Raw genomic sequence first — 21,365 nt, 5'->3', positions numbered from 1 at the left:
CGCAAGGACTGCCCATGCCCCGCTCCACCCTGCTGCTCGGCAGCTGCATTCTGATCGGCAGCGTGACGCTCGCCTGGTACTGGCAGCGCCCCCCCAGTGACGAGCCCGTCGTACCCAGGCCCGAACCGAGACCGGCGCCTGTAGCAGCGCCAGCCGACGCCCCGCCTATCTCAACCGAGCTCAACCCCGAACGGCTGCAACTGCTGGCCAGACCCGAAGTCGAGCAACAGCAACGACGCCTGGATTTCCATCGACGCTACCGAGGCTTCATCGAGCACGCCGCAGAACTCGACAGCGGCAGTCGCGAGACCGAGGCGCGCGAGCTCAGCGAAGGCATCGATGCACTGGAGCGCCGAGGCGAGGTGGCACTGAGCGAAGCCCTGCTGCTGCAGATAGCCCTGATCCGGGCTGTCAGCCAAGACGAGAGCGAACAAAAGAGACGCGCCGAAGCGCTAGTCGAGCGCTACCGGGCCATCAGCGCCGAACGCGAAGCCAGGCTGGCGCAACGATCCGATGCCGACTTCGAACGCTACAAGGCAGAGGAAAGACGCATCGTCGACGAAGTTCTCGCCCTGCAGAACATCCCCGACGGACTCACGCGCGACCAGTACCTGCGGCAACGCCTGCAGGAAGCACGCGAGCGCAGCTATCGGCAGGCCCCGGACAGCTGAGCGCTGCAGCGAAACCGGCCGCTGCAGCGCCTGCACTCACAGCAGCTGATCGAGCAGGTAATACAGCAAGTTGAACGGCTTGTTGCGATCGGCCACGTCACTGCTTTCCGAGGCTTCGAGTACTTGCCCGCTGCCATCGAGAACACTGCTCACGAAATGATCCAGTTGCAGGTTGCGCTCCTGAATATCCGAGTTGGCGAACTCGATGATGCTGGTGCAGTGGGCTTTCGTTGACGTTGCGAAACTGCGGGAAATACCCCCCGACATTGCCCAGGCTGGCCAGCTGGCTGCGCAGGCGCGTGGTGTCCGTGGCCCAGCGCTGCTTGATCAGCGCCTCCCGGGCAGCCTGATTCGGTGCATTGACGATCTCCGGGTAGAAGCGTTCGTACGAATAGGAGGAATAGTTCAGGTCTTGCCAGAAGTGCGTGTGCCCCATGCGATCGCCCGGCAGGTTACTCGAGAGTGCCGGATACAGGCTGCCCAGGTCGTTGCGGTTGAAACCGGGCAAGCGGGCCTGCAGGTACTGCAACGGCCCGTGCGCGGCGTCCAGGCCCCAGGCCTGACGAATGAGGGTCTGCAACGGATAGGAAGGGTACGCCTGGTTGTCGCCGGCCAGCGCGGTGTAGACCGGCCCAGAGTCATTGATCAGGTAACCCCGGTCCGGAGCGATGTCCTGACGCAGGTTGGCGTAATTGGTCAGACTCCCTGCACCGCCTGCACTGCATCCGGTAGCGAGCATCTGGGTCGGTCGCGGCAGGTTGTCCTTCAGCCAACCTACCACCGCGCGCATGTTGCGCAAGCCGTTGTGATGCCACACCAGCGGCGGTTGCTGGCCTTGCGGGTCCTCATACACCGCCACCTTGTCGCCGGAGTAGATGTCACCCGTGCAGTAGGGCACGTAGACCATGTTCCAGTTCTGCGTCTTCACTCTGGTCCAGGGGTGCAGGCGCACGACGAAGGGGCTCACCAGACTGGCGCCGGGGTTGAGCAGCGACATGTAGTCGTCGGCGATGCCATTGGGGTTGCGCGCGCCGCGAATGCCGCTCTGCCCGCTGCAGCTGGCGTAGTCCCAGCAGGCACCGCCACCCTCCAGGTACACGATGGTGTTGCGCGTGTTCGGCACGCGATTGATGAAGAATTTGTAAGGCGAGCCATTGCCGCATACCGCGCCGGTCTGCGGCGCCATCCGGATGGTTTGCCAGCCGTAGTAGTTGCCGGGATCGAAGCCGCTGTTGAATCCCGCCGGGTTGGCCAGCAGCGGGTACGGCCCGACGCGCTGCGCAGGCGTCACCGGGTTATCCGCCCTGGGCGGCGAGACCAGATTGCTCAGGCTCTGCCAGAAGCTGTAATCGCCCAGTTCGGCATTGGCGGGAGCACTCAGGGCGAGCAGGAAGATGGCAGGCAGGGCAGGCGGCAGAGCGCGGACGACAGGCATGGCAAAACCCCTCATGTTGTTATGCGTACGGAGGGTCGGCATACCCAGGCAGGGGCAACTTCGCAGACCCAGCGGGTGGTGGGCACTGCTCGATCAGCGAGGTATCGCTGTACTGCAATTCATGCACGCTAGTACAAGATCAGCTGAAGGGCACCCTGTAGTCGATAACATTTGGTGATACTGAGTATGTCGATCTATGCAGTGCAGGAATTTCAACCCGGTCCCGCTGCTTTGGCCTTAACACCAAAGTGGCAATGAAATGCTCATCTTGCCGAGGCCAATAATTGCGCCAAATGCGGCAAATTGGTCGGATGAATGGCGTACGGAAGTTGCCACCGTGCATTGCACGGCTACAGTTCCGAGAAGCCCTGCCATGCGCTTCGCTGGCAAATTGCATGGATGCGACAAGTCAATCAGAAGCTCGACAGAATTGAGCCAATTGCAGGAATAAATTTTCTTCGAAAAATTTACTTACAGTTATCTTGCACATAGTATTGTGTACACACTTTGCGTCAGCGCCCTTGGCGGCGCCTGACCACTAACAAATTAAAAGCCGTTCCTTAAGTTCAAGGAGTACCGGCATGCCTGATGCGGTATCGACCATGTCCCAGAACTGGGCCTTCGCTGTTTTCCTGCTGGGTGTCTGCGGGCTGATCGCCTTCATGCTCGGCCTTTCCAGCCTGCTCGGCAGCAAGGCCTGGGGACGCAGCAAGAACGAACCCTTCGAGTCGGGCATGCTTCCCACCGGCAGCGCGCGTCTGCGCCTGTCAGCCAAGTTCTATCTGGTCGCGATGCTCTTCGTGATCTTCGACGTTGAAGCCCTCTATCTCTTCGCTTGGGCAGTCTCGGTGCGCGAAAGCGGCTGGGCGGGCCTGATCGAAGCTACAGTTTTCATAGCAATTCTGTTGGCAGGTCTTGTCTATCTTTGGCGTATCGGGGCGCTCGATTGGGCACCTCAGGGACGCCGTGAACGGCAGGCGAAGCTGAAACAATGAGGCTTTGGCGATGCAATACAAACTTACTCGGGTCGACCCGAATGCGCCCAACGAGGCGTATCCGATCGGCCAGCGGGAGGTCGTCTCCGACCCGCTGCTAGAGGATCAGGTTCACAAGAACATCTACATGGGCAAGCTCTCGGACGTGCTCAACGGCGCGGTCAACTGGGGGCGCAAGAATTCCTTGTGGCCATACAACTTCGGCCTGTCCTGCTGCTATGTGGAAATGACCACCGCCTTCACCGCGCCGCACGACGTGGCGCGTTTCGGTGCGGAAGTCATTCGCGCATCACCGCGCCAGGCCGACTTCATGGTCATCGCCGGCACCTGCTTCATCAAGATGGCGCCGGTCATCCAGCGTCTCTACGAGCAGATGCTGGAGCCCAAGTGGGTCATCTCCATGGGTTCATGCGCCAATTCCGGCGGCATGTACGACATCTACTCGGTCGTTCAGGGCGTGGACAAGTTCCTCCCCGTGGACGTCTACATTCCCGGCTGCCCGCCCCGTCCGGAGGCGTTCCTGCAAGGCCTGATGCTGCTGCAGGAATCCATCGGCCAGGAGCGCCGCCCGCTCTCCTGGGTCGTTGGCGATCAAGGCATCTACCGTGCCGAAATGCCTTCGCAGAAGGAGCAGCGACGCGAGCAGCGAATCGCCGTTACCAACCTGCGTAGCCCCGACGAAGTCTGAGCCGATGCTTGCCTGCGCAAGCGTCATGCCCACTTTCTACGTTGATCGACAGCGACCGAGACCATGACTCAAGACACCGTTGTGTCCATACCGCCTTACAAGGCTGACGACCAGGACGTCGTCGCCGAACTTCAAGCCCGCTTTGGCGAAGACAGTTTTACCCTGCAGGCGACCCGCACCGGCATGCCGGTTCTCTGGGTCGCCCGTGAGCGCCTCATCGAAGTGCTCACCTGCCTGCGCAGCCTGCCGCGCCCCTACGTGATGCTCTATGACCTGCACGGCGTCGACGAGCGCCTGCGCACCCAACGTCGCGGCCTGCCGGACGCCGACTTCACGGTGTTCTATCACCTGATGTCGCTCGAGCGTAACAGTGACGTGATGATCAAGGTCGCCTTGAGCGAGCGCGACCTCAACCTGCCCACCGCCACCGGCATCTGGCCAAACGCCAACTGGTACGAGCGCGAAGTCTGGGATCTGTACGGCATCACCTTCACCGGCCACCCGCACCTGAGCCGCATCATGATGCCGCCGACCTGGGAAGGTCACCCGCTGCGCAAGGACTACCCGGCGCGCGCCACCGAATTCGATCCGTTCAGCCTGACCCTGGCCAAACAGCAGCTGGAAGAAGAAGCCGCGCGCTTCCGCCCCGAAGACTGGGGCATGAAACGCGGCGGTGAGCACGAGGACTACATGTTCCTCAACCTCGGCCCCAACCACCCTTCCGCACACGGCGCGTTCCGTATCATCCTGCAGCTCGACGGCGAAGAGATCGTCGACTGCGTGCCGGAGATCGGCTACCACCACCGTGGTGCCGAGAAGATGGCCGAACGCCAGAGCTGGCACAGCTTCATTCCCTACACCGACCGCATCGACTACCTCGGCGGGGTGATGAACAACCTGCCCTACGTGCTCTCGGTGGAGAAACTCGCCGGTATCAAGGTGCCGGCCCGTGTCGACTTCATCCGCGTGATGCTCGCCGAGTTCTTCCGCATCACCAGTCACCTGCTGTTCCTCGGTACCTACATCCAGGACGTCGGCGCCATGACCCCGGTGTTCTTCACCTTCACCGACCGCCAGCGCGCCTACAAGGTGATCGAGGCCATCACGGGCTTTCGCCTGCACCCGGCCTGGTACCGCATCGGCGGCGTCGCCCATGACCTGCCGCGCGGCTGGGACAAGCTGGTCAAGGAGTTCGTCGACTGGCTGCCCAAGCGCCTCGACGAATACGAGAAGGCCGCGCTGAAGAACAGCATCCTCAGGGCCCGTACCATCGGCGTGGCGCAGTACAACACCAAGGAAGCGCTGGAATGGGGCACCACCGGCGCCGGCTTGCGCGCCACCGGTTGCGACTTCGACCTGCGCAAGGCGCGCCCCTACTCCGGCTACGAGCACTTCGAGTTCGAGGTGCCGCTGGCGGCCAATGGCGACGCCTACGACCGCTGCATGGTGCGCGTGGAAGAGATGCGCCAGAGCATCCGCATCATCGATCAGTGCCTGAAGAACATGCCGGAAGGCCCGTACAAGGCGGATCACCCGCTGACCACGCCGCCGCCGAAAGAGCGCACGCTGCAGCACATCGAAACCCTGATCACCCACTTCCTGCAGGTTTCCTGGGGCCCGGTCATGCCGGCCAACGAAGCCTTCCAGATGATCGAGGCGACCAAGGGCATCAACAGTTATTACCTGACGAGCGACGGCAGCACCATGAGCTACCGCACCCGGATTCGCACCCCCAGCTTCGCCCACCTGCAACAGATCCCCTCGGTGATCCGCGGCAGCATGGTGGCGGATCTGATCGCCTACCTGGGCAGTATCGACTTCGTCATGGCCGACGTGGACCGCTGATCATGAGCACGCTAATTCAGACCGACCGTTTCACCCTCAGCGAAAGCGAGCGCTCGGCCATCGAGCACGAGATGCATCACTACGAAGACCCGCGCGCCGCCAGCATCGAGGCGCTGAAGATCGTCCAGAAAGAACGCGGCTGGGTGCCGGACGGTGCCGCCGACGCCATCGGCGAAGTCCTCGGCATCCCGGCCAGCGACGTCGAGGGCGTGGCCACCTTCTATAGCCAGATCTTCCGCCAGCCTGTGGGCCGCCACGTGATTCGCGTGTGCGACAGCATGACCTGCTACATCGGCGGCCATGAGTCGGTGGTCAGTGAGATGCAGAAGCAGCTCGGCATTGGCCTCGGCCAGACCACCGCCGACCAGCGCTTCACCCTGCTGCCGGTGTGCTGCCTGGGCAACTGCGACAAGGCGCCGGCGGTGATGATCGACGACGACACCTTCGGCGATGTTCAACCGGGCGGCGTCGCCAAGCTGCTGGAGGCCTACCAATGAAAACCCTGACCTCCATCGGCCCGGCCAACCGCATCGCCCGCAGCGAAGAAACCCACCCGCTGACCTGGCGCCTGCGTGACGACGCCCAGCCGGTATGGCTGCAGGAATACCAGCAGAAGAACGGTTATGCTGCCGCACGCAAGGCACTGACCGAGATGGCCCAGGCCGACATCGTGCAGACCGTCAAGGAATCCGGCCTCAAGGGCCGTGGCGGCGCAGGCTTCCCCACGGGTGTGAAGTGGGGCCTGATGCCGGCCGACGAATCCATGAACATCCGCTACCTGCTGTGCAATGCGGACGAAATGGAACCCAACACCTGGAAAGACCGCATGCTGATGGAACAGCTGCCGCACCTGCTGGTGGAAGGCATGCTGATCTCCGCGCGCGCGCTCAAGGCCTACCGCGGTTACATCTTCCTGCGCGGCGAATACGTAGACGCCGCGGCCAACCTCAACCGCGCCATCGAGGAAGCCAAGGCCGCAGGCCTCCTGGGCAAGAACATCTTCGGAAGCGGCTTCGATTTCGAGCTGTTCGTGCACACCGGCGCCGGCCGCTACATCTGCGGCGAGGAAACCGCGCTGATCAATTCGCTGGAAGGCCGCCGCGCCAACCCGCGCGCCAAGCCCCCCTTCCCGGCTGCCGTCGGCGTGTGGGGCAAGCCGACCTGCGTCAACAACGTCGAGACGCTGTGCAACGTGCCGGCCATCGTCGGCCAGGGCGTGGACTGGTACAAGGGCCTCGCCCGCCCCGGCAGCGAAGACCATGGCACCAAGCTGATGGGCTTCTCCGGCAAGGTGAAGAACCCCGGCCTGTGGGAGCTGCCGTTCGGCATCACCGCCCGCGAACTGTTCGAGGACTATGCCGGCGGCATGCGTGATGGCTACCAGCTCAAGTGCTGGCAGCCCGGCGGCGCCGGTACCGGCTTCCTGCTGCCTGAGCACCTCGAGGCGCAGATGTACGCCGGCGGCATCGCCAAGGTCGGCACGCGCATGGGCACCGGCCTGGCGCTGGCGGTGGACGACTCGATCAACATGGTTTCCCTGCTGCGCAACATGGAAGAGTTCTTCGCCCGCGAGTCCTGCGGCTGGTGTACGCCGTGCCGCGACGGCCTGCCCTGGAGCGTGAAGATTCTCCGCGCCCTGGAGCGTGGCGAAGGCACCCGCGAGGACATCGCCACCCTGCTCGGCCTGGTCAACTTCCTCGGCCCGGGCAAGACCTTCTGCGCTCACGCGCCAGGTGCCGTGGAGCCGCTGGGCAGCGCGATCAAGTATTTCCGTGAAGAGTTCGAGGCTGGTGTGGCCAAGGTGGCGACCACGCCCCGCATGCCGGCAAGTGCGAGCTGAACAGACGAATTCCCTTAGCCAGCCGCTTTTATGAAGCGGGTAAACGAAGACTCAAAGAAATGGCCACTATCCACGTAGACGGCAAAGATTTCGAAGTCGATGGTGCAGACAACCTCCTGCAGGCCTGCCTGTCCCTCGGACTCGATATCCCCTACTTCTGCTGGCACCCGGCGCTAGGCAGCGTCGGCGCCTGCCGCCAGTGCGCGGTCAAGCAGTACAACGACGAGAACGACACCCGTGGTCGTATCGTCATGTCCTGCATGACGCCAGCCACCGACAACACCTGGATCAGCATCGACGACGAGGAATCCAAGGCGTTCCGCGCCAGCGTCGTCGAATGGCTGATGACCAACCACCCGCACGATTGCCCGGTGTGCGAGGAAGGTGGCCACTGCCACCTGCAGGACATGACGGTGATGACCGGGCACAATGCCCGTCGCTACCGCTTTACCAAGCGCACTCATCAAAACCAGGAGCTCGGCCCCTTCATCGCCCACGAGATGAACCGCTGCATCGCCTGCTACCGCTGCGTGCGCTACTACAAGGACTACGCTGGCGGCACCGACCTCGGCGTCTACGGCGCGCACGACAACGTGTACTTCGGCCGCGTCGAGGACGGCACGCTGGAAAGCGAGTTCTCCGGCAACCTGGTGGAGGTCTGCCCCACCGGCGTTTTCACCGACAAGACCCACTCCGAGCGCTACAACCGCAAGTGGGACATGCAGTTCGCCCCGAGCATCTGCCATGGCTGTTCCAGCGGCTGCAACATCAGCCCCGGTGAGCGCTATGGCGAGCTGCGTCGCATCGAGAACCGCTTCAACGGCTCGGTGAACCAGTACTTCCTCTGTGACCGTGGCCGCTTCGGCTATGGCTACGTCAATCGCGAGGATCGCCCGCGTCAGCCGTTGCTGGCCGGCCAGGCTATCGGCATCGATGCCGCGCTGGACAAGGCCGCCGAGCTGCTCAAGGGCAAGCGCGTGATCGGTATCGGCTCGCCGCGCGCCAGCCTGGAATCCAACTTCGCCCTGCGCGAACTGGTGGGCACCACCAACTTCTACAGCGGCATCGCCGCCAGCGAACTGGCCAATATCCGCCTGATCCGCGACATCCTGCAAAACGGCCCGCTGCCGACCCCGACCCTGCGCGATGTCGAGCTGCACGACGCCATCTTCGTCCTCGGCGAAGACCTGACCCAGACCGCCGCACGCCTGGCCCTGGCCCTGCGCCAGGCGGTCAAGGGCAAGGCCACCGAGATCGCTGCCGGTGCGCGCATTCAGGACTGGCACATGGCGGCGGTGCAGAACGTCGCCCAGCACGCCCTGCACCCGCTATTCATCGCCAGCGTCGCTGAAACCCGCCTCGACGATATCGCCGAGCAGTGCGTACACGCCGCGCCGGCCGACCTGGCCCGTATCGGTTTCGCCGTGGCTCATGCCATCGACCCGAGCGCACCGGCCGTCGACGGTCTGGACGCCGAAGCCGGCGAACTGGTGCAGCGCATCGCCGACGCCCTGCTGGCAGCCCAACGCCCGCTGATCGTTTCCGGCGCCTCGCTGGGCGACAAGTCCCTGATCGAAGCCGCCGCCAATATCGCCAGCGCACTGAAGAACCGTGAGAAGAATGGCTCGCTGAGCCTGGTGGTGCCCGAAGCCAACAGCCTGGGCCTGGCACTGCTGGGCGGTGAGTCCGTCGATGCCGCACTCGATGCTCTGAGCAACGGCCAGGCCGATGCCGTGATCGTGCTGGAGAACGACCTGTACCGCCGCGCCGATGCGGCCAAGGTCGATGCAGCGCTCGGCGCCGCACAGACGCTGATCGTCGCCGATCACCAGCGCACCGCCACCGGCGAACGCGCCCACCTGCTGCTGCCGGTGGCGAGCTTCGCCGAAGGTGACGGCACCCTGGTCAGCCTGGAAGGTCGCGCCCAGCGCTTCTTCCAGGTCTATGAGCCGAGCTACTACGACGCGGGCATTCTGATCCGCGAAGGCTGGCGCTGGCTGCACGCGCTGCACAGCACCCTGCAAGGCAAGGCCGTGGACTGGACGCAACTGGACCAGGTCACCGCAGCCTGCGCCGCCAGCAACCCGCTGTTGGCCGGGATCAAGGATGCCGCGCCGAGCGCCTCGTTCCGCATCAAGGGGCTCAAGCTCGCCCGCGAGCCGCACCGCTACAGCGGCCGCACCGCCATGCGCGCCAATATCAGCGTGCATGAGCCGCGTCAGCCGCAGGATCAGGACACCGCTTTCGCCTTCTCCATGGAAGGCTACGCCGGCAGCAAGGAAGCCCGGCAGCAGATTCCGTTCGCCTGGTCGCCGGGCTGGAACTCGCCACAGGCCTGGAACAAGTTCCAGGACGAGGTCGGTGGTCATCTTCGCGCCGGCGACCCCGGCGTACGCCTACTGGAAGCTGCCGGCAATGCCCTGCCCTGGTTCGCCGTCAACGCCGCCTTCAATCCGGCAGCCGGCACCTGGCAGGTGGCGCCGCTGCACCACCTGTTCGGCAGCGAGGAAAACTCCGCACGCGCCAAACCGATTCAGGAGCGCATGCCTGAGCCGTACGTGGCCCTGGCACGCGATGAAGCGGCTCGCCTTGGGGTGAACGACGGCGCGCTGCTGGCCCTGCGCGTCAACGGCCAGGCCCTGCGCCTGCCGCTCAAGGTGCGCGATGACCTGGCCATCGGTCTGGTCGGCTTGCCGCTTGGCCTGCCTGGGATTCCGGCGGTCATCGCCGGTGCCAGCGTGACCCTGCTGCAGGAGGCCGCGCAATGAGCTGGTTGACGCCCGAACTGATAGAGATCGTCATCGCGGTACTCAAGGCCATCGTCATCCTGCTGGTGGTAGTGGTCTGCGGCGCGCTGCTGAGCTTCATCGAGCGCCGTCTGCTCGGCTGGTGGCAGGATCGTTACGGCCCCAACCGCGTGGGGCCGTTCGGCATGTTCCAGATCGCCGCCGACATGATCAAGATGTTCTTCAAGGAGGACTGGACGCCGCCGTTCGCCGACAGGTTCATCTTCATCCTGGCACCGATGATCGCCTTCTCGGCCATGCTGATGGCCTTCGCCATCATCCCCATCACCCCGACCTGGGGCGTGGCGGATCTGAACATCGGCATCCTGTTCTTCTTCGCCATGGCAGGTTTGTCGGTCTACGCGGTGCTGTTCGCCGGCTGGTCGAGCAACAACAAGTTCGCCCTGCTCGGCAGCCTGCGTGCCTCGGCCCAGACCATCTCCTACGAGGTGTTCCTGGCCCTGGCGCTGATGGGCGTAGTGGCGCAGGTCGGCTCGTTCAACATGCGCGACATCGTCGACTACCAGGCGCAGAACCTGTGGTTCATCATTCCGCAGTTCTTCGGCTTCTGTACCTTCTTCATCGCAGCGGTGGCCGTGACCCACCGTCACCCCTTCGACCAGCCGGAAGCCGAGCAGGAGCTGGCCGACGGTTACCACATCGAATACGCCGGGATGAAATGGGGCATGTTCTTCGTTGGCGAATACGTGGCCATCGTCACCGTGTCGGCCTTGCTGGTAACCCTGTTCTTCGGTGGCTGGCATGGCCCGTTCGGCCTCCTGCCGCAGATTCCGTTCTTCTGGTTCGCGCTGAAAACGGCCTTCTTCATCATGATCTTCATCCTGCTGCGCGCGTCGATCCCACGCCCGCGCTATGACCAGGTCATGGCTTTCAGCTGGAAGTTCTGCCTGCCGCTGACCCTGATCAACCTGCTGGTGACCGGCGCCGTCGTGCTGGCCACGGCCCAGTAAGGAGAAAAGCAATGTTCAAGTACATCTGGGACGTGCTGGTCGGTACCGGCACCCAACTGCGCAGCCTGGTCATGGTGTTCAGCCATGGCTTTCGCAAGCGCGACACCCTGCAATACCCGGAAGAGCCGGTGTACCTGCCGCCGCGTTACCGTGGCCGCATCGTCCTGACCCGCGACCCCGACGGCGAAGAACGCTGCGTGGCCTGCAACCTGTGCGCCGTGGCCTGCCCGGTGGGCTGCATCTCGCTGCAGAAGGCCGAGACAGACGACGGGCGCTGGTACCCGGAGTTCTTCCGCATCAACTTCTCGCGCTGCATCTTCTGCGGCCTGTGCGAGGAAGCCTGCCCGACCACCGCGATCCAGCTCACCCCCGATTTCGAGATGGGCGAGTTCAAGCGTCAGGATCTGGTGTACGAGAAGGAAGACCTGCTGATCAGCGGCCCCGGCAAGAACCCGGACTACAACTTCTACCGCGTTGCCGGTATGGCCATCGCCGGCAAGCCCAAGGGCGCCGCGCAGAACGAGGCCGAGCCGATCAACGTCAAGGGTCTGCTGCCATGAGCCAGGGTCATGGGTTTTCCCGCCCTGTAGGAGCGAGCTCTGCTCGCGAACGCAGACAACGCCAAACGCTTCGCGAGCAGAGCTCGCTCCTACGGCTTTGGCGTCATATCCCGAGATATGCCGCTGCTTCTCGTGAGGCGAGCGGAGTGAGGAGCTTCTGATGGAATTCGCGTTCTACTTCGCCGCCGGTGTGGCGGTGGCATCGACGGTTGGGGTGGTCACCAACACCAACCCGGTGCATGCCCTGCTCTACCTCATCGTCTCGCTGCTGGCGGTGTCGATGGTGTTCTTCGCCCTCGGTGCGCCCTTTGCCGGCGCGCTGGAAATCATCGTCTACGCCGGCGCCATCATGGTGCTGTTCGTCTTCGTGGTGATGATGCTCAACCTCGGCCCGGCTGCCGCCGAGCAGGAGCGCAAGTGGCTGACGCCAGGTATATGGGTCGGCCCGGCGATTCTCAGCGCCTTGCTGCTCGGCCAGTTGCTCTATGTGCTGCTGAACCACGTCAGCGACGCCCATATCGGCCACACCACAGTGGAAGCCAAGGCCGTCGGCATCAGCCTGTTCGGCCCCTATCTGCTGGCGGTGGAGCTGGCCTCCATGCTGTTGCTCGCCGCACTGGTCGCCGCCTACCACCTGGGCCGCCACGACGCCAAGGAGCCCACCGCATGACTGGAATCCCACTCGAACACGGCCTGGCCCTGGCCGGCGTGCTGTTCTGCATCGGCCTGGTGGGCCTGATGGTGCGGCGCAACATCCTGTTCATCCTGATGAGCCTGGAAGTGATGATGAACGCCGCTGCACTGGCCTTCGTCGTCGCCGGCGCCCGTTGGGGCGCGGCTGACGGCCAGGTGATGTTCATTCTGGTGATCACCCTGGCAGCCGCCGAGGCCAGCATCGGCCTGGCGATCCTGCTGCAGCTGTATCGCCGCTTCAACACTCTGGATATCGACGCTGCCAGCGAGATGCGCGGATGAACCTTCTAGCCCTGACTCTATTCTTCCCGCTGCTCGGCTGGCTGCTGCTGGCCTTCTCGCGCGGACGCTTCTCGGAAAACACCAGCGCCGTGATCGGGGTCGGCTCCATCGGCCTGGCCGCTGCCAGCGCTGCCTGGGTCATCGCCGCCTTTCTCGGCAACCCGCCGGCCGGCGGCGCCTTCAGCCTGACCCTGTGGCAGTGGATGAGCGTCGAAGGCCTGGCGCCGAGCTTCACCCTGCATCTGGATGGCCTGTCGGTGACCATGCTCGGCGTGGTCACCGGCGTGGGTTTTCTGATCCACCTGTTCGCCAGCTGGTACATGCGCGGCGAGGAAGGCTATTCGCGCTTCTTCGCCTACACCAACCTGTTCATCTTCAGCATGTTGCTGCTGGTTCTCGGCGACAACCTGCTGGTGCTGTTCTTCGGCTGGGAAGGCGTGGGCCTGTGCTCGTACCTGCTGATCGGCTTCTACTACAAGCACGTGCCCAATGGTAACGCGGCACTCAAGGCCTTCATCGTCACCCGCGTCGGCGACGTGTTCCTGATGATCGGCATGTTCCTGCTGTTCATCAACCTCGGCACCCTGAACATCCAGGAGCTGATGGTGCTGGCGCCGCAGCGGTACGCGGCCGGCGATACCTGGCTGTGGCTCGCCACGCTGATGCTGCTTGGCGGCGCGGTCGGTAAATCCGCCCAGTTGCCGCTGCAGACCTGGCTGGCCGACGCGATGGCTGGCCCGACCCCGGTGTCGGCGCTGATCCACGCGGCGACCATGGTCACCGCCGGCGTCTACCTGATCGCCCGCACCCACGGCCTGTTCCTGCTGACTCCGGAGATTCTCGAACTGGTCGGCATCGTCGGCGCCGTGACCCTGGTGCTGGCCGGTTTCGCCGCGCTGGTGCAGACCGACATCAAGCGCATCCTCGCCTACTCCACCATGAGCCAGATCGGCTACATGTTCCTGGCCCTGGGTGTCGGCGCCTGGGATGCGGCGATCTTCCACCTGATGACCCACGCCTTCTTCAAGGCCCTGCTGTTCCTCGCCTCCGGTGCAGTGATCCACGCCTGCCACCACGAGCAGAACATCTTCAGGATGGGCGGGCTGTGGAAGAAGCTGCCACTGGCCTACGCCAGCTTCGTCGTCGGCGGTGCGGCGCTGGCCGCCCTGCCGCTGCTGACCGCAGGCTTCTACTCCAAGGACGAGATCCTCTGGGAAGCCTTCGCCAGCGGCCACAGCGAGCTGCTCTATGCGGGCCTGCTCGGCGCCTTCCTGACCTCGATCTACACCTTCCGCCTGATCTTCATCGCCTTCCACGACGAGCAGAAGACCGAGGCACACGCCGGCCATGGCATTGCCCACAACCTGCCACTGCTGGTGCTCATCGTGCTGTCCACCTTCATCGGCGCCTGGATCACCCCGCCGCTGGCCGGCGTGCTGCCGCAAAGCGCCGGCCATGCCGGTGGCGAGGCCAAGCACAGCCTGGAACTGCTGTCGGGGCTGATCGCCGTGAGCGGTATCGTCATCGCCGCCCTGCTCTTCCTCGGCCGGCGCCGCGTCGCCTCCGCCGTGGCGCAGAGCGCGCCGGGTCGCCTGCTGAGCGCCCTGTGGTTCGCCGCCTGGGGCTTCGACTGGCTCTACGACAAGCTGTTCGTGCGCCCCTACCTTGCGCTCTGCCACCTGCTGCGCCGCGACCCCATCGACCTCGGCATCGGCCTGATTCCGCTGCTTGCGCGCGGTGGCAACGCCGCACTGGTGCGCAGCGAAACCGGCCAGGTGCGCTGGTACGCCGCTTCGATCGCCGGGGGCGCCGTACTGGTGCTCGCCGCCATCCTCTTTCTGAGTTAAGGAAAACAGCCTGTCATGATTCTGCCCTGGCTAATCCTGATTCCCTTCATCGGCGGCCTGCTGTGCTGGCAAGGCGAGCGCTTCGGCCACGTCCTGCCGCGCTGGATCGCTCTGATCACCATGGGCCTGCTGCTGGGCCTCGGCCTGTGGCTGTGGGTCAGCGGTGACTTCACCCTGGCGCCGGCGCCGGACGGCGGCCCGCGCTGGGCCCACGAGTTCGTCATCGACTGGATCCCGCGCCTGGGTATCACCATCCACCTGGCGATGGACGGCCTGTCGGTGCTGATGGTGGTGCTTACCGGCCTGCTCGGCGTGCTCTCGGTGCTGTGCTCGTGGAACGAGATCCAGAACCGCGTCGGCTTCTTCCACCTCAACCTGATGTGGATTCTCGGTGGCGTGGTCGGCGTGTTCCTCGCAGTCGACCTGTTCCTGTTCTTCTTCTTCTGGGAAATGATGCTGGTGCCGATGTATTTCCTCATCGCGCTCTGGGGCCATAGCGGCAGCGACGGGCGCACCCGCATCACCGCCGCCACCAAGTTCTTCATCTTCACCCAGGCCAGCGGTCTGATCATGTTGCTGGCGATCCTGGCCCTGGTGTTCGTGCACTTCAACCAGACCGGCGTGCTGACCTTCAACTACGCCGACCTGCTGAAGACCGAGCTGGCGCCCGGCACCGAATACCTGCTGATGCTGGGTTTCTTCGTCGCCTTCGCGGTGAAGTTCCCGGTGGTGCCGGTGCACTCCTGGCTGCCGGATGCCCACGCCCAGGCGCCCACCGCCGGCTCCGTGGACCTGGCCGGCATCCTGCTGAAAACCGCGGCCTACGGCCTGCTGCGCTTCGCCCTGCCGCTGTTCCCCAACGCCTCGGCAGAGTTCGCGCCCATCGCCCAGTGGCTGGGCGTGTTCGCCATCATTTACGGCGCGCTGCTGTCGTTCGCGCAGACCGATATCAAGCGCCTGGTGGCTTACTCCAGCGTGTCGCACATGGGCTTCGTGCTGATCGCCATCTATTCGGGCAGCCAGATCGCCCTGCAGGGCGCGGTGGTGCAGATGGTCGCCCACGGCCTGTCCGCTGCTGCGCTGTTCATCCTCTGCGGCCAGCTCTACGAGCGCCTGCACACCCGTGACCTGCGCCAGATGGGCGGAATCTGGGCGCGCATGCCCTGGCTGCCGGCCATCAGCCTGTTCTTCGCCGCTGCCGCGCTGGGCCTGCCGGGCACCGGCAACTTCGTCGGCGAGTTCCTTATCCTGATCGGCAGCTTCCCCAGCGCACCCTGGGTCGTGGTGATCGCCGCCACCGGCCTGGTACTCGGCTCGGTGTACGCCCTGGCGATGATCCACCGCGCCTACTTCGGCCCGGTGCAACAGGAAGCGCCGCTGCCCGGGCTGAAAGCCCGCGAATTGGCCATGGTGCTCGGCCTTGGCGTGCTGCTGATTCTGCTTGGCGTTTACCCGCAACCGGTGCTCGACACCTCCGCTGCCAGCATGCATGGCGTGCAGCAGTGGATGGCTGGCGCCCTCGATCAACTCGCCTCGGGCCGGTAAGGGTAAGGATTAGAGACTCATGGAACATCACGCTGTCGAATTCACCCTGCAACACCTGATCGCCCTGCTGCCGCTGCTGGTGACCAGCCTCACCGCCGTGGTGGTGATGCTGGCCATCGCCGCCAGGCGCAATCACGCCCTGACCTTCATCCTCTCGGTGGTCGGCCTGAACCTGGCGCTGCTGTCAATCATTCCTGCTCTGGAGGCGGGGCCGATCGAGGTCACCCCGCTGCTGCTGATCGACAACTTCGCCTGCTACTACATGGCCCTGGTGCTGGCCGCCAGCCTGGCCTGCATCACCCTGATCCATGCCTACCTGGGCGGCGCATCGGGCAAGGGCTACCCCGGCAACCGCGAGGAGCTGTACCTGCTGGTGCTGCTGTCGGCGGCCGGTGGCCTGGTGCTGGTCAGCGCGCAGCATCTGGCCGGCCTGTTCATCGGCCTGGAGCTGCTGTCGGTGCCCACTTACGGGATGATCGCCTACGCCTTCTTCAACAAGCGCTCGCTGGAAGCCGGCATCAAGTACATGGTGCTGTCGGCCGCAGGCAGCGCCTTCCTGCTGTTCGGCATGGCGCTGCTGTATGCCGAGTCGGGCAACCTGGCCTTCGCCGATATCGGCGTCAGCCTGGCGCGCGAGAGCAGTCAGCTGGTGCAGATCGGTATCGGCATGATGCTGATCGGCCTGGCCTTCAAGCTGTCGCTGGTGCCCTTCCACCTGTGGACGCCGGACGTCTACGAAGGCGCCCCGGCGCCGGTGGCGGCCTTCCTGGCCACCGCCAGCAAGGTCGCGGTGTTCGCCGTACTGCTGCGCCTCTACCAGATTTCCCCGGCCATGACCGGCGGCTGGCTGAGCGATCTGCTGACCCTGATCGCCATCGCCTCGATCCTGTTCGGCAACCTGCTGGCGCTGCTGCAGAACAACCTCAAGCGTCTGCTCGGCTACTCCTCCATCGCCCACTTCGGTTACCTATTGGTGGCGTTGGTCGCCAGCAAGGGCCTGGCCGTGGAAGCCGTCGGCGTATACCTGGCCACCTACGTGCTGACCAGCCTCGGCGCGTTCGGCGTGATCACCCTGATGTCCACGCCCTACAGCGGCCGCGATGCTGATGCGCTGTACGAGTACCGAGGGCTGTTCTGGCGCCGCCCGTATCTGACCGCGGTGCTCACGGTGATGATGCTGTCGCTGGCCGGCATTCCGCTCACCGCAGGCTTCATCGGCAAGTTCTACGTGATCGCCGCCGGTGTCGAGGCGCAACTCTGGTGGCTGCTCGGCGCCATGGTGCTGGGCAGCGCCATCGGTGTGTTCTACTACCTGCGGGTGATGGTCACCCTGTTCATGCGCGAGCCCAACCTGCGCCGTCACGACGCCCCCTTCGACTGGGGCCAGCGCGCCGGCGGCATCATGCTGCTGGTTGTCGCCCTGCTCGCTTTCATCATCGGCGTGTACCCGCAGCCGTTGCTGGAGCTGGTGCAGCACGCCGGGCTGGTCGCCCTGGCGCAGTAAACGCACAGCCCCCGCAGATGCGGGGGCTTTCTTTTAAGGGTCGCGGCTAAAGCCCCTCCCACACAGGCTCATGGTGACTTGTGGGAGGGGCTTTAGCCGCGACAGCTTGTTGCGCTACCGCCGAGCGACCAGAAACAGCCGCGGAAACGGCAGCAACACCCGACCATCGGCCTGCGCCGGATAGGCCTCGGCGATCGCCGTCTGATAGCGCTCGAGGAAAGCCGCCTGCTGCTCGGCATCCAGCGGCTGCAGGAACGGCAGCAGCGCCGTGGACTTGAACCACTCCACCACCGCCGCGGCATCGTCCAGCACATGGAAATAGGTGGTGCGCCAGATATCCAGTTCGCTGGCATGGGCGCCGAGGATGTCGTAATAGGCCTGCGCGCTGTGCCGCTGGGCATGACGCACCTCGCCAATTTGTGCAGCCCAGGGCCCGTCTGCCGCCACCTCGCGAGCCAGGCGGTGTGCCGGCTCCTGCAGGTTGTCCGGCGTCTGGATCGCCAACCAGCCACCGGGCGCCAACTGCGCGAGCAATCTCGGGTACAGCCGCGGGTGATCGGCCAGCCATTGCAGCGAAGCGTTGGCCAGGATCAGCTGCGGCGGGCGCTCGGCCTGCCAGTGCTGGATATCGGCCAGTTGAAAGCTGACCTGCGGCAGGCGCTCACGCGCAGCGCGCAGCATGTCTTCACTGCTGTCGATACCGAGCACCTGCGCCTGCGGTGCATGTGCCTGCAGCACGGCAGTGGAATTGCCAGGGCCACAGCCCAGGTCGACGGCCAGCTCGATGCCGCCGCGCGGCACGGCCGCCAGCAGGTCATGCACCGGGCGGGTGCGCTGACGTTCGAACAGGGAATACTGCTGTGCGGACCAACTCATCGGCGTCTCCTGGGCTGCTTACGTGCGTCCCAGCATAACAGGCGATGGCCGGCACACCGGCAATTTTCCGCTGCATCACGACAGGCGCATGGCGATTATCCGCCACCCTCTGTGCGCCAGATCACATGCTTTTCAACGCCCCAGGCAGGCTGGCGGAAATTCGCCACAATGGCATAACCCTTGCGATGCAAGAACCAGCTCTGAACTGTCCGGGTTGCTGCCTCGACCCCACAACAGAACAGTGGAGCGACCAACACGAGGATGCCTGCCAAGGCATCGCAACCGACAAGAAGAAAAGGAAGCAGTATGTTCAATCCAGTCCGCGCCCTGGCCGCCTTCGCCCTGGCGTTCGCCTCTCTCGGTGCCGCCACGGCACTGGCCGATGGACCTATCCTGATCAAGTTCTCCCACGTCGTCGCCGATGGTACCCCCAAGGGCCAGGGCGCGCTGATGTTCAAGCAGAAGGTCGAAGAACGCCTGGCCGGCAAGGTGAAGGTGGAGGTCTACCCGAACTCCAGCCTCTACGGCGATGCCAACGAACTCGAGGCGCTGCGCAACAACGAGGTGCAGTTGCTCGCTCCGTCGCTGGCCAAGTTCGAGCAGTACACCAAGCAGCTGCAGGTCTTCGACCTGCCGTTCCTGTTCGATGACATCGAGGCGGTCAACCGCTTCCAGAAGCGCTCCAAGGGTCGCCAGCTGCTGCGCTCGATGGAGGATCAGAACATAGTCGGCCTGGCCTACTGGCACAACGGCATGAAGCAGCTGTCGGCGACCCGCGCGCTGCGAACACCCGGTGACGCCAATGGCCTGAGCTTCCGTATCCAGTCGTCTGCGGTGCTGGAGGCGCAATTCGGCCAGATCGGCGCCAGTACTCAGAAGCTGCCGTTCGCGGAGGTGTTCAAGGCGCTGCAGAGCGGCCAGGTACAAGGCGCGGAGAACCCCTGGTCGAACATCTACAGCCAGAAACTTCACGAGGTACAGCCCTTCATCAGCGAAACCAACCACGGCGTGCTGGACTACATGCTGGTGAGCAACTCGCGCTTCTGGTACGGCATTCCGCACCAGATCCGCGTGGAGCTGGAAGCCATCATCGATGAAGTGTCCTATGCGGTGAACAAACAGGCGGAAGCGGCCAACCAGGCCGACCGCCAGCGCATCATCGACTCGGGCCGCAGCCAGCTGATCACCCTCAGCAACGAAGAACGCGAAGCCTGGCGCAACGCCATGCGCCCGGTGTGGCAGCAGTTCGAATCGGTGATCGGCAGCGACGTGATCAAGGCTGCGCAGACGGTCAATCGCAAGCAGCGCGATTGAGCCGCGATCGGCATGGCGGAAAACCGCCATGCCGCAACCTCACTCTGCCGGCTGCAGAGGCTGCTGGTGCAATTGTTCCACCTGCCAGCCACCCCCCAACGCAGCGATCAGCTGCACGCTGGCCGTCAGCCGACTGCCCAGCAGGGTGAGATTGGTTCGCTCGTTGCTCAGCGCCGTGGCCTGCACGTTGACCACGCTGTTGAAGTCCACGGTGCCGGCTCGGTACTGGTTCTCGATCAGGCGTAGCGACTCGCGCGCCGCCTCCAGCGCCTCCTCCTGCACCCCGCTTTCCTGCTCCAGCACGCGCAGCTGCACCAGGTAATCCTCCACTTCGCGGAAGCTGTCCAGCACGGCCTGGCGGTATTGCGCCACCGTCTGGTCGTAGGCGGCTTCGCTGCGCTCCAGCTCGGCACGCCGAGCGCCACCATCGAACAAGGTCAGCGCCAGTTGCGGACCGAGCGACCAGAAGCGGTTCGGCACCTCGATCCAGTCGGCGAAGCTGCTGCCACGATAGCCGCCGCTGGCCGAGATGGTCAGATCCGGGAACCAGGCGGCCTCGGCCACGCCGATCTGCGCGTTGGCCGCCATCACCCGGCGCTCGGCGGCAGCGACGTCAGGACGGCGCTCGAGCAGTTGCGAAGGCAGCGCCACGGGCACCTCGGGCAGCGCTGGCAGGCTCTCGCGCGGTGCGATGGACAGCTCGGCTGGGCTGACGCCGACCAGCACGGCAATGGCATGTTCGAGCTGCGCGCGCTGCCACTCGAGATCGATGGCCTGCGCCTGGGTGCTCTTGAGCTGGGTGGTGGCCTGGGACACGTCGGATTTGGGCACGATGCCGGCGCGGTACTGGTTCTCGGTCAGGCGCAGGGAGCGCTGGTACGCGGCGACGGTCTCGTCGAGCAGGCGCTTCTGCTCGTCGAGAATGCGCAGCTGCAGATAGTTCTGTACCAGCTCGCTCTGCAGGCTCAGGCGTACCGCGGCCAGGTCGGCGGCACTGGCCTCGAACTCGGCACGGCTGGCCTCAAGGCCGCGGCGTAGCTTGCCCCAGATATCCAGTTCCCAGGCGGCGTTGAGCCCCAGTTCGTAGCTCTTGGAAATGCTCGAGGCATTCGAGCCGCTGACACTCACGCCATCGGCGGTACGCAGGGTGCTGTCACCGCCGCCCTGCCCGGAACGGGTCACCCCGGCACTGCCGGACAGCGTGGGGGAGAAGCTGGCGCGCGCGCCTCGTACCAGCGCACGCGCCTGGCGATACTGGGCCTCGGCAGCAGCCAGGTTCTGGTTGGAAACTTGCAGACGCTCGACCAGTGCATCGAGCTCGGCGTCGCCGTACAGCTCCCACCAGGCGCCGCGTTCCAGGGCGTCGCCTGGGGTGGCGGCCTTCCAGCCCGCGACCTGTTTGAACTGCATCGGCGCTGCCAGTTCGGGGCGCTGATAGTCGGGGCCGAGCATGCAGCCGCCGAGCATCCCCAGCAGCACGAGCAGACCGTAGGAGCGGGCTCTGGCGAACGGA

Annotated in this window: 18 protein-coding genes; 15 read left to right on the top strand and 3 right to left on the bottom strand. The window is 64.6% G+C overall.

Annotated elements, in window-relative coordinates; all coding sequences use genetic code 11:
- Window positions 1-14 precede the first annotated feature (14 nt).
- On the top strand, window positions 15-671 hold the full coding sequence (locus BLS61_RS06490) for a hypothetical protein (RefSeq protein ID WP_090428996.1): 657 nt from the start codon (window positions 15-17) through the stop codon (window positions 669-671).
- 97 nt (window positions 672-768) lie between these two features.
- Here the strand turns inward: BLS61_RS06490 and BLS61_RS06485 are convergent, their stop codons facing one another.
- The gene (locus tag BLS61_RS06485; RefSeq protein ID WP_244157916.1) at window positions 769-2,106 is read right to left on the bottom strand and encodes a pectinacetylesterase family protein; all 1,338 of its coding nucleotides are present in this window, start codon (window positions 2,104-2,106) and stop codon (window positions 769-771) included.
- A 581-nt stretch (window positions 2,107-2,687) separates the two neighbouring features.
- On the opposite strand from BLS61_RS06485, the gene BLS61_RS06480 reads away from it, so the two are divergent.
- The 13 genes from BLS61_RS06480 to nuoN all read left to right on the top strand — a co-directional run bounded on the left by BLS61_RS06480 (window position 2,688) and on the right by nuoN (window position 17,662).
- On the top strand, window positions 2,688-3,101 hold the full coding sequence (locus BLS61_RS06480; protein ID WP_090428994.1) for an NADH-quinone oxidoreductase subunit A: 414 nt from the start codon (window positions 2,688-2,690) through the stop codon (window positions 3,099-3,101).
- Between the two features lie 10 nt (window positions 3,102-3,111).
- Window positions 3,112-3,789: a NuoB/complex I 20 kDa subunit family protein gene (locus BLS61_RS06475; RefSeq protein ID WP_013715478.1), complete on the top strand. Its 678-nt coding sequence runs from the start codon at window positions 3,112-3,114 to the stop codon at window positions 3,787-3,789.
- A gap of 63 nt (window positions 3,790-3,852) precedes the next feature.
- Window positions 3,853-5,634: an NADH-quinone oxidoreductase subunit C/D gene (gene nuoC, locus BLS61_RS06470; protein ID WP_090428991.1), complete on the top strand. Its 1,782-nt coding sequence runs from the start codon at window positions 3,853-3,855 to the stop codon at window positions 5,632-5,634.
- Complete coding sequence (gene nuoE, locus BLS61_RS06465; protein ID WP_090429173.1) at window positions 5,631-6,131, top strand: NADH-quinone oxidoreductase subunit NuoE; 501 nt, start codon at window positions 5,631-5,633, stop codon at window positions 6,129-6,131. The genes nuoC and nuoE overlap by 4 nt, the downstream gene beginning before the upstream one ends.
- Window positions 6,128-7,474, top strand: coding sequence for an NADH-quinone oxidoreductase subunit NuoF (nuoF, locus tag BLS61_RS06460; RefSeq protein WP_090428989.1), 1,347 nt, complete (start codon window positions 6,128-6,130; stop codon window positions 7,472-7,474). Before nuoE ends, nuoF begins: the two co-directional genes overlap by 4 nt.
- Before the next feature lie 59 nt (window positions 7,475-7,533).
- Window positions 7,534-10,242 (top strand): NADH-quinone oxidoreductase subunit NuoG, encoded by a 2,709-nt coding sequence (nuoG, locus tag BLS61_RS06455; protein ID WP_090428987.1) that lies wholly within the window; start codon window positions 7,534-7,536, stop codon window positions 10,240-10,242.
- Window positions 10,239-11,231 (top strand): NADH-quinone oxidoreductase subunit NuoH, encoded by a 993-nt coding sequence (gene nuoH, locus BLS61_RS06450; protein ID WP_090428984.1) that lies wholly within the window; start codon window positions 10,239-10,241, stop codon window positions 11,229-11,231. The genes nuoG and nuoH overlap by 4 nt, the downstream gene beginning before the upstream one ends.
- Before the next feature lie 11 nt (window positions 11,232-11,242).
- Window positions 11,243-11,791 carry an NADH-quinone oxidoreductase subunit NuoI gene (gene nuoI, locus BLS61_RS06445; RefSeq protein WP_017677093.1) on the top strand — a complete coding sequence of 183 codons (549 nt, stop codon included), beginning with the start codon at window positions 11,243-11,245 and terminating at the stop codon, window positions 11,789-11,791.
- Window positions 11,792-11,951: 160 nt separating this feature from the next.
- Complete coding sequence (nuoJ, locus tag BLS61_RS06440) at window positions 11,952-12,461, top strand: NADH-quinone oxidoreductase subunit J (RefSeq protein WP_090428981.1); 510 nt, start codon at window positions 11,952-11,954, stop codon at window positions 12,459-12,461.
- Window positions 12,458-12,766, top strand: coding sequence for an NADH-quinone oxidoreductase subunit NuoK (gene nuoK, locus BLS61_RS06435; RefSeq protein WP_003460477.1), 309 nt, complete (start codon window positions 12,458-12,460; stop codon window positions 12,764-12,766). The genes nuoJ and nuoK overlap by 4 nt, the downstream gene beginning before the upstream one ends.
- Complete coding sequence (gene nuoL / locus BLS61_RS06430) at window positions 12,763-14,613, top strand: NADH-quinone oxidoreductase subunit L (RefSeq protein ID WP_090428978.1); 1,851 nt, start codon at window positions 12,763-12,765, stop codon at window positions 14,611-14,613. Before nuoK ends, nuoL begins: the two co-directional genes overlap by 4 nt.
- Window positions 14,614-14,628: 15 nt before the next feature.
- Entirely contained in the window at window positions 14,629-16,158 is a 1,530-nt protein-coding gene (gene nuoM, locus BLS61_RS06425) for an NADH-quinone oxidoreductase subunit M (RefSeq protein ID WP_090428975.1), read from the top strand.
- Between the two features lie 19 nt (window positions 16,159-16,177).
- Window positions 16,178-17,662: an NADH-quinone oxidoreductase subunit NuoN gene (gene nuoN, locus BLS61_RS06420; protein ID WP_090428972.1), complete on the top strand. Its 1,485-nt coding sequence runs from the start codon at window positions 16,178-16,180 to the stop codon at window positions 17,660-17,662.
- Between the two features lie 114 nt (window positions 17,663-17,776).
- Here the strand turns inward: nuoN and tam are convergent, their stop codons facing one another.
- Window positions 17,777-18,538: a trans-aconitate 2-methyltransferase gene (gene tam / locus BLS61_RS06415; RefSeq protein WP_090428969.1), complete on the bottom strand. Its 762-nt coding sequence runs from the start codon at window positions 18,536-18,538 to the stop codon at window positions 17,777-17,779.
- Between the two features lie 306 nt (window positions 18,539-18,844).
- On the opposite strand from tam, the gene BLS61_RS06410 reads away from it, so the two are divergent.
- Window positions 18,845-19,852 carry a TRAP transporter substrate-binding protein gene (locus tag BLS61_RS06410; RefSeq protein WP_090428965.1) on the top strand — a complete coding sequence of 336 codons (1,008 nt, stop codon included), beginning with the start codon at window positions 18,845-18,847 and terminating at the stop codon, window positions 19,850-19,852.
- Between the two features lie 39 nt (window positions 19,853-19,891).
- On the opposite strand, the gene BLS61_RS06405 is transcribed toward BLS61_RS06410, so the two are convergent.
- Window positions 19,892-21,319 carry an efflux transporter outer membrane subunit gene (locus tag BLS61_RS06405; RefSeq protein ID WP_244157919.1) on the bottom strand — a complete coding sequence of 476 codons (1,428 nt, stop codon included), beginning with the start codon at window positions 21,317-21,319 and terminating at the stop codon, window positions 19,892-19,894.
- Between the last annotated feature and the right edge of the window lie 46 nt (window positions 21,320-21,365).

It is taken from the genome of Ectopseudomonas guguanensis (assembly GCF_900104265.1).
GTDB lineage: Bacteria > Pseudomonadota > Gammaproteobacteria > Pseudomonadales > Pseudomonadaceae > Aquipseudomonas > Aquipseudomonas guguanensis.
The sequence above is the reverse complement of the archived record's forward strand: the minus strand, read 5'-3'. Positions and strand labels throughout refer to the sequence as shown.

What these genes read in the sequence shown, in the direction of transcription:
- BLS61_RS06490 (WP_090428996.1), top strand. Translation starts at nt 15, where the DNA reads ATGCCCCGCTCCACCCTGCTGCTCGGCAGCTGCATTCTGATCGGCAGC.
- BLS61_RS06485 (WP_244157916.1), bottom strand. Translation starts at nt 2,106, where the DNA reads ATGCCTGTCGTCCGCGCTCTGCCGCCTGCCCTGCCTGCCATCTTCCTG.
- BLS61_RS06480 (WP_090428994.1), top strand. Translation starts at nt 2,688, where the DNA reads ATGCCTGATGCGGTATCGACCATGTCCCAGAACTGGGCCTTCGCTGTT.
- BLS61_RS06475 (WP_013715478.1), top strand. Translation starts at nt 3,112, where the DNA reads ATGCAATACAAACTTACTCGGGTCGACCCGAATGCGCCCAACGAGGCG.
- nuoC (WP_090428991.1), top strand. Translation starts at nt 3,853, where the DNA reads ATGACTCAAGACACCGTTGTGTCCATACCGCCTTACAAGGCTGACGAC.
- nuoF (WP_090428989.1), top strand. Translation starts at nt 6,128, where the DNA reads ATGAAAACCCTGACCTCCATCGGCCCGGCCAACCGCATCGCCCGCAGC.
- nuoG (WP_090428987.1), top strand. Translation starts at nt 7,534, where the DNA reads ATGGCCACTATCCACGTAGACGGCAAAGATTTCGAAGTCGATGGTGCA.
- nuoH (WP_090428984.1), top strand. Translation starts at nt 10,239, where the DNA reads ATGAGCTGGTTGACGCCCGAACTGATAGAGATCGTCATCGCGGTACTC.
- nuoI (WP_017677093.1), top strand. Translation starts at nt 11,243, where the DNA reads ATGTTCAAGTACATCTGGGACGTGCTGGTCGGTACCGGCACCCAACTG.
- nuoJ (WP_090428981.1), top strand. Translation starts at nt 11,952, where the DNA reads ATGGAATTCGCGTTCTACTTCGCCGCCGGTGTGGCGGTGGCATCGACG.
- nuoK (WP_003460477.1), top strand. Translation starts at nt 12,458, where the DNA reads ATGACTGGAATCCCACTCGAACACGGCCTGGCCCTGGCCGGCGTGCTG.
- nuoL (WP_090428978.1), top strand. Translation starts at nt 12,763, where the DNA reads ATGAACCTTCTAGCCCTGACTCTATTCTTCCCGCTGCTCGGCTGGCTG.
- nuoM (WP_090428975.1), top strand. Translation starts at nt 14,629, where the DNA reads ATGATTCTGCCCTGGCTAATCCTGATTCCCTTCATCGGCGGCCTGCTG.
- nuoN (WP_090428972.1), top strand. Translation starts at nt 16,178, where the DNA reads ATGGAACATCACGCTGTCGAATTCACCCTGCAACACCTGATCGCCCTG.
- tam (WP_090428969.1), bottom strand. Translation starts at nt 18,538, where the DNA reads ATGAGTTGGTCCGCACAGCAGTATTCCCTGTTCGAACGTCAGCGCACC.
- BLS61_RS06410 (WP_090428965.1), top strand. Translation starts at nt 18,845, where the DNA reads ATGTTCAATCCAGTCCGCGCCCTGGCCGCCTTCGCCCTGGCGTTCGCC.
- BLS61_RS06405 (WP_244157919.1), bottom strand. Translation starts at nt 21,319, where the DNA reads ATGCTCGGCGGCTGCATGCTCGGCCCCGACTATCAGCGCCCCGAACTG.